The sequence below is a fragment of the Atribacterota bacterium genome (assembly GCA_028703475.1).
GTDB lineage: Bacteria > Atribacterota > Phoenicimicrobiia > Phoenicimicrobiales > Stramentimicrobiaceae > JAQVMU01.
On the sequence record JAQVMU010000001.1, the window covers coordinates 19,520 to 35,101 of the forward strand.

General features: G+C 32.9%; 9 protein-coding genes and 1 tRNA gene. 1 reads left to right on the plus strand and 9 read right to left on the minus strand.

Translation table 11 applies throughout. The features are described 5' to 3' along the window. Window positions 1–7: 7 nt before the first annotated feature. From PHQ99_00115 to polA, 9 genes are all read right to left on the minus strand, one after another. Window positions 8–1,615: a CTP synthase gene (locus tag PHQ99_00115; protein MDD4287990.1), complete on the minus strand. Its 1,608-nt coding sequence runs from the start codon at window positions 1,613–1,615 to the stop codon at window positions 8–10. 481 nt (window positions 1,616–2,096) lie between these two features. Further along, window positions 2,097–2,732: an MBL fold metallo-hydrolase gene (locus PHQ99_00120; protein MDD4287991.1), complete on the minus strand. Its 636-nt coding sequence runs from the start codon at window positions 2,730–2,732 to the stop codon at window positions 2,097–2,099. Further along, window positions 2,732–4,264, minus strand: coding sequence for an HTH domain-containing protein (locus PHQ99_00125; protein MDD4287992.1), 1,533 nt, complete (start codon window positions 4,262–4,264; stop codon window positions 2,732–2,734). The genes PHQ99_00120 and PHQ99_00125 overlap by 1 nt, the downstream gene beginning before the upstream one ends. Before the next feature lie 27 nt (window positions 4,265–4,291). Beyond that, window positions 4,292–4,795 (minus strand): gamma carbonic anhydrase family protein, encoded by a 504-nt coding sequence (locus PHQ99_00130; protein ID MDD4287993.1) that lies wholly within the window; start codon window positions 4,793–4,795, stop codon window positions 4,292–4,294. Then, on the minus strand, window positions 4,779–6,269 hold the full coding sequence (locus tag PHQ99_00135) for an excinuclease ABC subunit UvrC (GenBank protein ID MDD4287994.1): 1,491 nt from the start codon (window positions 6,267–6,269) through the stop codon (window positions 4,779–4,781). The genes PHQ99_00130 and PHQ99_00135 overlap by 17 nt, the downstream gene beginning before the upstream one ends. Window positions 6,270–6,297: 28 nt before the next feature. After that, the gene (gene uvrA / locus PHQ99_00140; protein MDD4287995.1) at window positions 6,298–9,147 is read right to left on the minus strand and encodes an excinuclease ABC subunit UvrA; all 2,850 of its coding nucleotides are present in this window, start codon (window positions 9,145–9,147) and stop codon (window positions 6,298–6,300) included. A gap of 516 nt (window positions 9,148–9,663) precedes the next feature. Then, window positions 9,664–11,655 carry an excinuclease ABC subunit UvrB gene (gene uvrB / locus PHQ99_00145; protein ID MDD4287996.1) on the minus strand — a complete coding sequence of 664 codons (1,992 nt, stop codon included), beginning with the start codon at window positions 11,653–11,655 and terminating at the stop codon, window positions 9,664–9,666. A gap of 293 nt (window positions 11,656–11,948) precedes the next feature. After that, window positions 11,949–12,563, minus strand: a complete 615-nt coding sequence (gene coaE, locus PHQ99_00150) for a dephospho-CoA kinase (GenBank protein ID MDD4287997.1) — start codon at window positions 12,561–12,563, stop codon at window positions 11,949–11,951. A 46-nt stretch (window positions 12,564–12,609) separates the two neighbouring features. Then, window positions 12,610–15,300: a DNA polymerase I gene (gene polA / locus PHQ99_00155; protein ID MDD4287998.1), complete on the minus strand. Its 2,691-nt coding sequence runs from the start codon at window positions 15,298–15,300 to the stop codon at window positions 12,610–12,612. A 186-nt stretch (window positions 15,301–15,486) separates the two neighbouring features. On the opposite strand from polA, the gene PHQ99_00160 reads away from it, so the two are divergent. After that, window positions 15,487–15,575: transfer RNA gene (locus PHQ99_00160), tRNA-Leu, on the plus strand. Window positions 15,576–15,582 lie beyond the last annotated feature (7 nt).

Consider the following 15,582-nt stretch of genomic DNA (forward strand, 5'->3'; position numbering starts at 1 on the left):
TTCTTGTTTAATTAGTATTTTTAATTGCTTCCCCGATAAAACTTACAAACATTGGATGAGGATAATTCGGCCTGGATTTAAATTCAGGGTGAAATTGCATTCCAATAAACCAGGGATGGTTTTTTAATTCAAAAATCTCGACCAAATTATTTTCTAAATTAATTCCACTGAATATTATATCACTTTGTTTGAATTTTTCCAAAAAGTCATTGTTGAATTCATAGCGATGTCTGTGTCTCTCCTGAATTAACTCTTTCTTGTAGATATGATAGGCCTTTGTGCCTTTAATTAAATTACAATCATAATTTCCTAACCGCATAGTTCCGCCTTTATCATTTATCTTTTTCTGTTTTTCCATTAAATCTAAAATAGGATAAGGTGTTTCAGTATTAAATTCAGTGCTATTAGCTTCATGCAAGCCTATTTTATTGCGGGCAATTTCTATTAGAGCACATTGCATACCAAGACATATACCCATGAATGGTATGTTATTAGTACGGGCATACTTAACTGCCTGTATTTTTCCTTCTATTCCCCGAATTCCAAAACCACCAGGGATAAGTATACCATTAACTCCTCTTAATAAATCCCTGACACCTTGTTTCAATAAGAAATCTGCATCTATTTTTTTTATATTTATTTTACAATTATGGTGGATACCTGAATGGACAAGAGCTTCATTGATACTCATATAAGCATCCTTTAAACGAATATACTTTCCAATAACTGCAATAGTTGTTTGTCTTTCCGGATGGTACAACCGCTTAACCATATCTCTCCATTTTTGCAGGTCAGGTTTTTTTGAAGGCAAATTTAATTTCTTGACTAATAAATCGCCTAATTTTTGCTCTTCCAATACAATAGGGACTTCATATATAGAATCCACATCACCAATTTCGATAATTCCATCCCTCGGTATATCACAAAATAAAGATATCTTGTCTTTTACTGTTTCTGTCAGCCTTGACTGAGAACGGCAAATCAATAAATCCGGTTGTATACCTATCCCCCGGAGCTCTTTTATACTATGTTGAGTGGGTTTCGACTTAATCTCCCTCGCTGCTTTTAAATACGGAAAAAATGAGACATGTGCATATAAGACATTTTCTTTACCTATATCATTTCTAAATTGCCTGATTGCCTCCAAAAAAGGTAAACTTTCAATATCACCAACAGTGCCTCCTATTTCTACAATGATTACATCTAAAGGTTTATCCTTGGATTTGTTTAGGCTCTTGATGTTGTCCTTAATTTCATCAGTAATATGGGGGATAATTTGAACTGTCTTGCCTAAATAATCTCCATGTCTTTCTTTTGAAATAACCGAATTATATACCTTGCCTGTGGTGACACTGTTATTACGGCTTAAATTAATATTAATAAACCTCTCATAATGCCCTAAATCTAAATCAGTTTCAGCTCCATCTTCTGTAACAAAGGCTTCTCCATGCTGAAACGGACTCATAGTACCGGCATCAACATTAAGGTAGGGATCATGTTTTTGAATAGACACTCTTAAACCTCTGCTCTTTAAAATCCTGCCTATAGAAGCAGCTGTAATGCCTTTACCAATCGATGAAACAACACCACCGGTTATAAAAATATATTTTGTCATAAATATCCCCTTTTAAAACTATCGAATTCTAAATATAGTAATAAGTAAAAATAAATAATATTAAATTAACTAATTAGAAAATACTATTTTCAGTTAAAATAAGTTACAAGATAAGAAATCAGTTTACAGTTTACAGTTTACAGTTTTCGGTCAAAGATACTGGTATAGGTAAATGAAATTGCATTGTCGCTTTGTTCTGTGCAATGACAAAAAAGTTTAACGTATTGTGTTAAAGATTAAAAAGTGCAAGTTAAAAAAATAAAATATGTCCAGTATTATTCTCTACTAAAAACAAAAAGCATTAAACCAAAATCTGTAAATTGATAACTGAAATCAGGGAAACCCTACTTAATTTATTCCCATAATATTTTACTGCTTACACGCTACTGACTAATAAATACTTTCATATTATAATAAGAAATAATGTAAAAGATAAGGGTTTACAAAAAATTTTTTTATTATTATTTAAAAATATTGAAAATTAATAATTTAAAACGAATATAGTTGTTTTCCCGGGAAGAGTTGTTGAGTCGATATCAAAACAGTTTTCGCCAATTATATTGATATCCTGTTTATCATTCAGGAATACGGATAACGGATCAATTGACCACTTAATTGCCTCAGTCTTGTAATGCATTGGAATAACAATTTTTGGTTTAATCTGGCTGATTACCTGTTCTGCTTTAAGGCTATTAATTGTAAAGTATCCTCCTACCGGTACGAATAAAATATCTACATCATCTATCTGCTCTAATTGTTCTTTCTCTAATACATGACCCAAATCTCCTAAATGGCATAATATCATATTATCAGTTTTAATCAGAAAAATAGTATTAATTCCTCTATGCTTCCCATAGACACTGTCATGATAAGATAATATTCCTTTAAATTTTATCTTATGTGTTTCACGGTTTACCGGGCCTTTTAATACAACCGGTTTTCCTTTAATACCCATAGTGTTATTATGATCATAATGTTCGTGGCTAATGGTGATTATGTTAATTTTTTCTTTTGTCATATGATATCCTAATGTTTCATCAAAAGGATCGGTTAAAATATTTATGCCTCTTTCATTTGATATTAAAAAACATGATTGTCCTAACCATCTTATTTTCATCACCGGTGATTATCTCCATTTATTAAATAATTATTTTCTTCTTCATTGAGAAAAAATTGAAAAAGGGAATTAATTCTTTTGTTTATCATAGAGCTCTGATAAGAAATTATCATATTCTCAGACTCTGATAGTTCAATAAATGCAAATGGCTCCTGGTTTAATATATTGACAATTTTCTTGATGAGTATTTCATAATTATCCATACTATCATATTTGTTCAATTCAGTTATTTTTTTCATAAGCATTTTGAAATCTAAATAAGTATTCTGATTTTTAGAAATCTGCAATATTCTAACTACATCTTTTATCAAATTCCAATAATACCATTGCCTATTGCGTATTTCCATTAATTTACCATAATTATTTTCGGGATTTTGCAGCGGGCTAAAGGCAACCTGCAATTCAAAAAGTGAAAAGGGAATTCTTTGATGCTCTTTCATTATTTTTTTTAAAAGAGTAAACTCATACAGTTGAACATTTTCTTCACTGGCCCGATCTATCAAGTTTTTATCTTGAATTTTTTTTAAAAACAAAATAACTGTATTTATGTTATAAGTCTCTCTTACTCTCTTCATCTCAGGCCAATCTATATTTTTAATCATATCAGCATTGTAATGAGCAGGTAATCCTGTAATAAGTAAATAATATGTCTTAAAGTCTAATTCAGCCTTTACAATCAGTAAATCCTGTCGGTTGTTTTTTATATAATCAACTTTATATCCAAAAAACTCAAAAGTTTTTTTAAGGGAAATATGGAAATCCTTAATAGTATTGGTATGTAAAAGATTTTGAAATAGTTTTTCAGTTGTATTTAACCATTCTGTTAATCCCCAGCAGTCTTCTGATATTTCTGTATAACGTAAATCTTTTCTCAGAGTATTTTTGATATAATCTACAAATAAACCCCTACTATCCGGCTCTTGTTTAATAATGGCAGAGTAAATCCGGGCATAGCTGAGCGGTTTTTCTTCTTCTTTTAAAATCCCATAAATGGTATCACTAATATCTCTTTCAGTTTCCGGAAGAATTTCTTTTTCAGCAATAATGAAATATTTTTTCTTACTATCATCAATTAAGCCCATTAAAAGACGATCATTAACGTCTAATTTTTTCTTCTGATACCAACCCTTTAACCCTGTAATATATTTTTTTCGATAATTTACTGATGCAGTAATTTCTTCACCATCAGTATCTACAAAGATTATTTCAATATTGCTGTCATTACGACTCCAGCTGAAATATGGCTTTAAATAACTTGTCAGAAAGACAGTACCGGTAAGCAGGCAGTATGAAGTTAGCGTATAGGAAAGATGGGCTTCTTTGTATTTCCATCTAACCAAACCCCATATTCCCCGTTGATACCTGATAAACCTTTGGTCTGCACCTATTGAGGCATTAACATCATGATGTGGTTTTTCTGCTTTAATCTCTTTAATCTTTTCCAGCTCTTCAGTTATCTTCCGATAATGCATTGGCCTATTATTTCTCTCCAGGATGTCATATGCCAAATCAGCAATTGATTTTTTGTACAATTGACACCTCCCACAGGAATAAGAAAATCATTTTTTGTAACTTTTCATTAATTCAACATATCCATCTGCATGTTCCCGTAACATAGCATATTCCTTATCAGTCAACTTTCTGACCACTTTCCCGGGTATACCCATAACCATAGAATTGGCCGGTATTACTGTTTTTGGTGTGACTACAGTACCGGCAGCAATAATGACATTCTCTTCGATTACCACTTCATCTAATATGTTTGCACCTGAACCAATTAAGGAACAATCCTTAATTGTACATCCATGTAAAATTGCTCCATGACCAATTGTAACATAGTTCCCTACTAAAGTGGGCAGATTTTCTGTAACATGGATAACTGTTCCGTCCTGGACACTGGTATGATGACCAATAGAAATTAAATTCAAGTCACCACGCAAAACAGCATAAAACCATATACTGCTATACCGACCTACATCAACCTCACCAATGATACAGCAATTATCAACTACTAAAGCCGTTTCATCTATGTTCGGTGTTTTACCATTATAATTTATAATCATGTCTTACCTCCAATATATCTTTTATTTTACGTGCTGTTTTATCTCCAATCCCGGGTATTTCTTTTAATTCTTCCTGTTTGGCATTTCGGATATCATCTATACTTTTAAATTTTGATAAAAGCTGTCTTTTTCTTTTATCTCCAATTCCAGGTATAAAATCAATAACAGAATTTTTTATCTGTTTACTGCGCAATCTTTTATGGTAACCAATAGCAAACCGATGGGCTTCATCCCTGATTCTCTGCATTAAAAATAATGATTCTGAGTTTTCCGGTAATAAAATAGAATCTTTTTCCCCGGGTCGGAATATTTCTTCTTCTCTTTTTGCCAAAGAGGCTATATCTAATTTAATGCCAAGTTCCTGCAGTATTTGAATACCTATATTTAATTGACCTTTTCCACCATCCAGTAATACCAAATCGGGCAGTGCGTCTTTCTTTGCTTTACTGTCACGAAATCTCCTGTAGAGCACTTCTCTCATCATGGCAAAATCATTAATACCTTTCACTTCTTTTATCTTATAATGTCTGTACCTTTTTTTATCTGGCACTCCTTCTGTAAAGACTACAAGCGATCCAACCGATATCTGTCCGTGAATATTAGAAATATCATATGCCTCAATATGTTTCGGTAATGACTGTAAATTCAAATAATCTTGTAGCTCGTGCAGTCCCTGATTAAGGGAACTGTGGTTCTTTGTGTTAATCAGGTAACTGCCTACTTTTTTCTTATAATGTTTGCTTATCTTCCCCTGGTCTATTACCTTCTCAATCATCTGTATAGTATCCCTGATTTTGGCAGCCTTTTCAAACAGCATTAACTGGGAAACTATCTTCATTTCATCTTTTAAATCTTTCAATAATTGGTTATGCTGCCCGGTTAATAAGAGACAGCATTCGTCTACTTTTTTTCGGTAATCATCCCGGTTTATCTTTTGAGCACAAGGAGCGGAACACAGATTAATCTGATAATCAAGGCAGGTTGTGCCCATTTTGATTTTTCTATTACTGCAATTTCTCAATTTGAATATTTCTCTTAATTTTTTAACCGCTTTTTTGGTTACTTCTACATCTACAAACGGTCCAAAATACCGGGCTTTTTTATCTTTCTCATACCTATTTTTTCGGACTAATTGAATAGCAGGATATTCTTCCCTGCAGGTTATTTTAATATATGGATAACTTTTATCATCCTTTAGCTGGGTATTAAAATAGGGATTTTTTGTTTTTACCAGTCTACTTTCTAAAAGCAATGCTTCCATCTCTGACCCGGTGATAATATAATCCACATCATCTATCCTGTTTATCATTTGGCTTACTTTTAATGAATGAGTGTAGGATTTATTAAAATAAGAGCTTACTCTGTTTCTTAAAGAAATTGCCTTACCGATATAAATAATTTTGCCAGTTTTATCCTTGAAAAGATATACTCCACTTTGTTGGGGCAATTGTTTGACTTTTTCTAAAATATTCATATTTTGATTCTACCATAAGTTTAATTGCTTATACTTTAATTATGTCTTTATTATGGCCGGTATTTATGATTTCTTTCAAATATTTGCCGGTGAAAGAATCAGGGTGCTGTATAATTTCTTCAGGCGTTCCTTCAAAGACTATCTCTCCTCCCTCATCTCCTCCTCCAGGTCCTAAATCAATAATGTGATCCGCCGACTTGATTACTTCCAGATTATGCTCAATTACCAGTACAGTATTACCCTGTTCGACTAATCTGTTTAATACATTTAAAAGTTTGCTGACATCATCAAAATGCAATCCTGTAGTGGGTTCATCTAAAAGATATAATGTCCTGCCGGTGCTTATTTTGCTTAACTCCTTAGCCAGTTTAATTCTTTGTGCTTCTCCTCCTGATAAAGTACTTGCAGATTGACCTAATTTAATATAACCCAGTCCTACATCAACAAGAGTCTGTAATCCTCTATTTATTTTGGGAATATTCTCAAAAAATTGACAGGCTTCATCAACTGTCATATCTAACACTTCAGCAATATTTTTATTTTTATATTTTACCTCTAATGTCTCCTGGTTAAACCTGTTTCCCTTGCAAACCTCACAGGGAATATAGATATCAGGTAAAAAAAACATCTCTATCTTTACTATTCCTGCACCCTGACATGCTTCACACCTTCCGCCCTTCACATTAAAACTAAATCTTCCTGACTTGTATCCTCTCACCTTTGCTGTTTTTGCCTTTGCAAACAATTCCCTTATCGGGGTAAAGACTCCGGTATAAGTAGCAGGATTTGAACGTGATGTTTTCCCTATGGGTGACTGGTCAATGGTTATAACTTTATCGATATTTTCAACACCTTCTATTCGGTCATATTCACCAGGCCTGACTCTGCTATGGTATAATATTTTATTCAATGATTTGTATAATATATCCTCTACCAGTGTGCTCTTTCCAGAACCGGATACTCCGGTTACACAGTTAAATTTACCTAAAGGTATGGAGACATTTATATTTTTCAGGTTAAATTGCCTGGCGCCAATTATATTTATACTCTTACCATTCCCGTTTCTCCTGCTTGTTGGGACAGGTATCTTCTTTTTCTTGCTCAAATACTGACCTGTTATTGATTTTTTATTTTTCTGGACACTTTCTTCATCACCCTGTGCCACTAAATGCCCTCCATGGATTCCGGCACCCGGTCCCAGGTCAATAATAAAATCGGCTGAACGAATAGTATCCTCATCATGTTCAATAACAATCACTGTATTTCCCTGGTCTCTAAGCTGAAAAAGAGTCTTTAATAATTTATCATTATCCCGTTGATGCAATCCAATTGATGGTTCATCCAGAATATATAAAACTCCCGTCAGGCTTGAACCTATTTGTGTAGCAAGTCTTATCCGCTGATTTTCTCCTCCGGCAAGTGTAGAGGTAGCCCGGGAAAGAGTAATATAGTCCAAACCAACATTCATTAAGAAATTAAGTCGGTTGCTGATTTCCTTTCTAATCTGTTTTGATATTTCTGTTTCTCTATCATCTATATGAAGATGTTTAAAAAATTTAATAATTGCCTTTATCGTCATGTCCGATAATTGAGCAATGGAATACCCGTTGATTTTCACCATAAGACTTTCCGGGCGAAGTCTTTGTCCGTTACAAACCGAACAATTGCTGATTGTCATATATTTTTGAATCTCATATTGCACATATTTTGATTTAGTCTCTCTGTATCTTCTTTTTAAATTATTTATGACTCCTTCAAATTCATTTGTATGCAACCATGTTTTGTCATCTTCATAATGTTTATATTCAAAATTTATCTTTTCATCTCCAGATCCATAAAATAAAATATTTTTCTGCTCATCTGTTAACTGATTAAATGGAATATCCAGTGAAAAACCATAATGTTTTGCAACACCGGATAAAATGTGATTCAGGTATCTACCTTTAACTTTACCCCATGGTGCCAGAGCCCCTTCCATGACTGATTTACTTTTATCGGGAACTACCAAATCATGGTCAAATGCCATCTTGTATCCCAAACCTGTACAATTTGGACAAGCTCCATATGGACTATTAAAAGAAAAAATTCTGGGTGTTATTTCAGGCAGGTTAATTCCACAATGAGGACAGGAGAATTTCTCACTAAAAACATGTTCTTTATCATCTTCATCCAGAACAATTACTAACCCTTCACCTAATTGTAATGCAGTTTCAACAGAACTGCTTACCCTGCTCTTTATTTCCGGTTTTACTATTAATCTATCAATAACTATGTCTATATCATGCATTTGATAACGAGCTAATTGGATATCATCATCCACTTCAACCATTTCTCCATCAACCCGTAACCGGATAAAACCCTTCCTTCTAATATCTTCAATCACCTGACGGTGTTCACCTTTTTTAGCCCTGATCACAGGTGCCAATATCTTTATTCTGCTATTTTGGGGCATATCCATTATCTGTTCAACAATTTGATCTAATGTCTGCCTTGTTATTTTTCTGCCACATTCGGGACAATGAGGTATACCGATTCTGGCATATAATAAGCGCAAATAATCATATATCTCGGTTACAGTTCCCACAGTAGAACGTGGGTTTTTACCTGATTTTCTCTGGTCAATCGAAATAGAAGGCGATAACCCTTCAATATAATCTACATCAGGCTTGTCCATTTTTTCCATAAATTGTCTTGCATAAGAGGACAGAGATTCAATATAACGTCTCTGGCTCTCTGCATAAATAGTATCAAAAGCCAGAGAGGATTTTCCTGAACCACTTAAACCGGTTATAACAATCAGTTTATTTCGGGGTATGCTCAGAGAAATATTTTTTAAATTATGTTCCCTTGCCCCTTTGATGATAATGTTGTTTTGCATATTTTTTAACTCCCATTTTTGCTTTGCAATTTGCAATTAATTTAAGATATCATTATTTGTGTATAAAAAAAGTATAACGTATACCGTATAACGTATAACATTAAGATAATCAATATTATAAATAAAAAATCAATCTTCCAATAGACTACTCATAATCAATCATTCATCAGATTTCCAAATTTCAGAACCAATACATTTTTTTATATTATCCCTATAATCAAACTAATAAGTTACATTCTCAACTAAATTTAAAAGTGGGAAAGGTTTTAGAACTCCAATATTTGAAATATTACTGCGAATCTTTTGAAATTATTTACCTATGAACTAAAAACTGATATCTGAAAACTATTTTCTATTTATGCTTACCCTGTATTTCTTTTAACTATAATCTGGATACTATTTTTCTTGAACATTGTCTTTAACTACCTACCAACTACCAATGACTAACTACTATTATCTCCCGCTTATTCACACATTATTTTATTATCTTAGTGTATACACGATACTTAATTAATTTTATTTAAACATTGTTCTTTCTTTTTTTAATCTCCTTATTTCATCTCTCAGCAAGGCTGCTTTTTCAAAATCCAATTGTTTGGCAGCCTGATTCATTTCATTCTTAAGTGATTTTAGCAGGCTGCTTAAACTGCTCTTTGGCAGGTATTTTGCTTTCCCTTCCCCTACTGAGTATTCTTCTTCCTCTAAATCAACCTTTTCATTATAAAGCATTTCATAGATGGGTTTTTTAATGGTTTGCGGGGTAATGTTATATTTTTTATTATACTCCAATTGAATCTTTCTTCTGCGATTAGTTTCATTTATTGCTCTCTGCATGGAACCGGTTATTTCATTACAATACAGTATAACGGTACCATTTACATTTCGCGCTGCACGTCCCATAGTTTGAATCAGGGATGTTTCTGACCTTAAAAAACCTTCTTTATCTGCATCAAGAATTGCTACCAGGGAAACTTCCGGTAAATCCAGCCCCTCTCTTAATAAATTAACACCAACCAGTACATCAAACTTTCCTTCTCTGAGATTTTTCAATATCTTAATTCTTTCTATGGTACCGATTTCTGAGTGAAGATACCTTACATTTATATTAATGTTCTGTAAATAATTAGCTGTATCTTCTGCCATTCTCTTTGTTAATGTAGTAACCAGTATTCTCTCTTTTTTAACAACTCTTTTTTTGATTTCTGCAATAAGGTCATCAATTTGAAATTCAGCCGGTTTTATAATCACTTCCGGATCTGCCAATCCGGTAGGTCGGATAATCTGCTCAACAATCTGCTGGCTTTTTTCAAGTTCATACCGGGCGGGAGTTGCCGATACAAATATGGCCTTCTTGATATATTTTTCAAATTCATGAAAAACTAACGGGCGGTTATCATAAGCAGAAGGCAGCCGGAAACCATACTTTACAAGACTGTCTTTTCTTGATTTATCTCCTGCATACATTCCTCTTATCTGAGGTAATGTCACATGTGATTCATCAATTATCATCAAAAAAGACCGGGGGAAATAATCTAATAGAGTAGCCGGTGGTTCACCAGGATTTCTTCCACTTAAATGTCTGGAATAATTTTCAATACCTGTGCAATAACCAAATTGGACAAGCATTTCCAAATCATATTTCGTTCTTTGTTTTAACCTTTCTGCCTCTAATACCTTATTATGCTTTTTAAAATACGTAAGCCTCTCCTCTAACTCATTGTTAATTGTTTTTATTGCTTCTTTTACACGACCATGAGTAGTAACAAAATGTTTTGCCGGGTAAATAGCGACTGTTTCTTTTTTTTGTATTTTATGCCCGGTTAAAGGATTTATCTCATGAATTGCTTCAACAACGTCTCCGAATAGTTCTATTCGGAATGCACTTTCAGAATATGCAGGAAATACTTCTACTATATCTCCTCTGACCCTAAAAGAGCTTCTCTGAAATTCAATATCATTTCTTTCGTACTGAATATCAATTAATCTATTAATAATATCACTTCTCGGGTATTGCTGGTTTTCCCTTATAATCAATACCAGATTAGAAAAGTCACCAGGAGAACCCAGACCATATATGCAGGAGACACTTGAAACAATAATTACATCTTTTCTTTCCAGTAAATTAGCTGTAGCGGCTAACCTTAACCTGTCAATCTCTTCATTGATAGAAGAATCTTTTTCAATATAAGTGTCAGTTCGAGGTATATATGCTTCAGGTTGATAGTAATCATAGTAGCTTACAAAATAACCAACAGCATTATGAGGGAAATATTGTTTAAACTCATTGCACAGTTGCGCTGCTAAAGTCTTGTTATGTGATATAACCAGGGTCGGTAATTGCAGGTTTTGAATTATATTAGCCATAGTAAATGTTTTTCCTGAACCGGTAACACCAAGCAGTGTTTGGATTTCCTTTTTATTCTGAAAACCATTGCTGATTCTGTCTATTGCCTCCGGCTGATCTCCCTGAGGTTTATAATTAGAAACTAACTGAAATTTTTTTACCATTTAAAAATACCTATAAAATGTTTTGTATGTTTTAATCATAATACTCTTTAATAAAAATAGTTCAAACAATTATTATATCACATATTATAATTTAGTCAGCAGGGTAAATATAATGAGGTTTGTTTACCTTTTGATAGTGTCTTTTACCAATACATATAATTGTTTATTGTAATATATTGTAATTACAGCAGATAAATTACTTGGTCTCTTTATCACACATAGTATTTAATAATAAATAATCTATATTACTTCTTAGAAATTTCTTTCAATAAATACATATTCTTTCAATTGAATTATTGAAAATTTTTATTCAGTTCTTCCCATAAATGTAGAACCTGTTTTTTAGTATATTCCAGGCTGTTACTATTATCAATAATATAATCAGCCATTTTTACCTTTTCCTCTATCGGTATCTGTGTTTTAATCCTTTTCAGGGCATCTTCCCGTGTCAGATTGTTTCTTTTCATTAATCTGTTTATCTGTTTTTTTGGATCGAGATATACAACAATGATTTTATTCATCATATTCTCAAAGCCTGTTTCAAAAAGTAAAGGTACATCAACAATACAAACAGTACTCCTGTTGCTGTTATTACTTATATTTTCTAACTTCTTTTTTATCACTTCAGTGATTTCCGGGTGAGTAATCTGATTCAATAATTTGAGTTTGTTTTTGTCAGAAAAAACAATATTTCCTAATTTTTTCCTGTTGATTTCCTGATTTTCCCTTAATATTCCTACACCAAAATGTTTCACAATTTTTTCCCAGGCCTTTTTCTTTGGGCGTACAACTTCCCTGGCAATAATATCTGCATCAATAATATCTGCACCTAATTCCCTGAACATATCTGCAACAGTTGTTTTTCCGGATACAATTCCCCCGGTGAGCCCTATAATAAGTGCTTTCAAATTATTTTTACCTCATTGTTATAATAAAACTAAAATAATTATCATATTATTCCAAATCACCCCAGCGATGGCCGGTCTTAAAATTGACTATTAGTGGAATACTCAATTGCAGGCTTCCCTCCATTATGCTCCTAATAATTAATTTTCTGTCTTCTATTTCAAATTCTGGTATTTCAAAGATTAATTCATCATGAATCTGTAAAATCAAACCACTGTCAAGATTTTTTTCTCTCATTGCTTCGTTTATTCTAATCATAGCAATTTTAATCAAATCTGCAGCTGTTCCCTGAATAGGTGTATTAATAGCAGTCCGCTCGAAAAACTCCCGAATATTTCTGTTATGACTGTCAATGCCCTCAAGATATCTTCTACGGTTTAACATTGTATGCACATATTTATTTTTCCTTGCACTTACAATCTGCTCCTCTATAAATTCTTTAACCCTGTAATATTTTTGAAAATATGCATCTATATAAAGCTGTGCCTCATTCCTGCTGATACCCAGGTTATTTGCCAAACCATAACTGCTTATTCCATAGATAATTCCAAAATTTATAGTCTTGGCAATTCTTCGCATCTCTTCGCTGACAATATTCTCATCAATATTGAATAACTTTGCCGCAGTGAATGCATGTATATCCTCACCTTTTGAAAATGCCTGTAATAAATTTTCATCCCGGGATAGATGTGCTAATATCCTTAATTCTATCTGGGAATAATCAGCTGAAAGGTAGATATAGTCCTTTTCCGCAATAAATGCATTTCTGATTGCCTTTCCTAACTCAGTCCTAACAGGAATATTCTGTAAATTCGGGTTGTTGCTGCTTAACCTTCCGGTTGTAGTTCCTGTTTGATTAAAGCAGGTATGGAGTCTGCCGGTTTCCGGATTAATAAGTTGAGGTAATTTATCAATATAGGTATTTTTTAATTTTTCCAGTTCACGGTAATTGAGTATCTTTGCTACTATTTCATGTCTTTCTGATAACTTATTCAGAACACCAGCATCAGTGGAATAGCCTGTTTTAATTTTTTTAGTTGCAGGTAGTTTTAATTTTTGAAATAATATATAGCTCAACTGTTTTGGGGAATTAGGGTTAAATTTTTCACCAGCCATATTAAATATTTCTTTTTTAATATCTCCAATTTTTTTAGAAAATTGCTGGGACATTTCCTTAAGAAAGGCGCTATCCAGCTTTATTCCCCTTTTTTCCATCTGAAAAATAACCTTAATAAGGGGTAATTCAATTTCCTGGTAAAGTTCTTCTAAATGGTTTTCCTTTAACAATTTGTTAAAATATTTCTTTAAAGGTATCAATGTCTTGATTTGTCTACAAAGTTCTAACTCTTTTTCAGAAATATCATTATCACCCTGTATGCCTGTTGCTATTGTAATTCCTGCCTGCTCTGAGTAATCCTGTATTGTCTTTGTCAGAGAATATTCTGTTTGGGATGGATTTAGCAGATATGCAGCAATCATTATGTCAAAATAAGGCAGATTGAAAAAAAAGCTATTTTCATGAAAGCAGTTCCAGATATTTTTCAGATCATAGCCAACCTTTTCAATTTTTTTATCCTGAAAAAGTGGATACAGATATTCTTTTATCTGTTTTAATGAAAAGTATTCAGATTTTTTAATCAAAGCATTGCCTGCATCAATTCTAATCAGATACACATCTTCCTCAATAGCAAATAATATTTTATCTATCACTCCGGTAAAATCTCTTTTCAGGCTTGCCTTGTTAAATAAAAAAGAAAATATATCTTTAGATTTAATTTTTTTTGTTAACTGCTTTAGCTCTGATACTTTTTTTATCTCGTGAAGTGAAATATATTCCTCTTCAGCTTGACTATTTTTATTACCATCATCAGGTAATTTTTCTAACAATTTTTTAAATTCATATTTCTGGAAAAGACTCCGCAGCCTTGAATAGTCAGGTCCTTTATATAAAACATTTTTAATTTTTAAATCAAGATCCATATCCTTTTTTATAATAGCTAACGATTTGCTTAACTCTGCCTGTTCCTGGAATTTTTCAATTTTATTCCTTATTGCAGGCTTTTCTATCATATCCTTGTTATTTATTATATTTTCCAGGCTACCGAATGTTTTTATTAAATCACTGGCAGTTTTTTCTCCTATGCCGGGAACACCGGGAATGTTATCTGATTTATCTCCTTTTAAACCCACATAATCCGGGATTAATTGAGGAGAAAATCCTAAAAATTCCTTTACAGAATCCAACTGGTACTGCTTGACCTGCGTAATCCCTTTTTGCATTAATAATATCTCTGTGTCCTTATCAATTAGCTGTAATAAATCACGGTCACCTGTTACAATAACAGTCTGATAATCACTGTTCTTTGCCATCTCTGCCAGAGACCCTATAATATCATCTGCCTCAAAACCTTCAACAGCAATTGAAGGAATATTGTAGCAATCAACTATTTCTTTTATAATGGATAGTTGTTCTATCAATTCCTGTGGCATCTTCTCCCGCTGTGCCTTATATTCACTATACTGTTTATGGCGAAAGGTAGGTTTAGGGGTATCAAAGGCAATAATTAATCCGTCCGGCTTTTGTTCCTCCAGTAATCTTGTGAGTACTAAAGTAAATCCATAAGCGGCATTTATTAACTGTCCATGTGTAGTAGTCAATTTTGGCAATGCAAAGAAAGCGCGGTAGATTAAACCCTGTCCATCAATCAGGTATAGTTTTTTTGTATCTTTTTTACTCATAATTATAATAATCTTTCTTGACGTATCTTGTATATATTTGAATTCAGCTGTCAAATAAATCTTTTTTATTATTTTTCATATTTTTCCACGTTTTACAAACCTTATTTTACAGGCATTTTACTTGACATTATAAATATACTAAACTATAATTTTTAAGAATGTTTCCATTAAACCAGAAACAATTATGCCGAAGTGGCGAAATTGGTAGACGCACTGGACTCAAAATCCAGCGGGCCTCGCAGCTCATGTCGGTTCGACTCCGACCTTCGGCACCATTAAAAT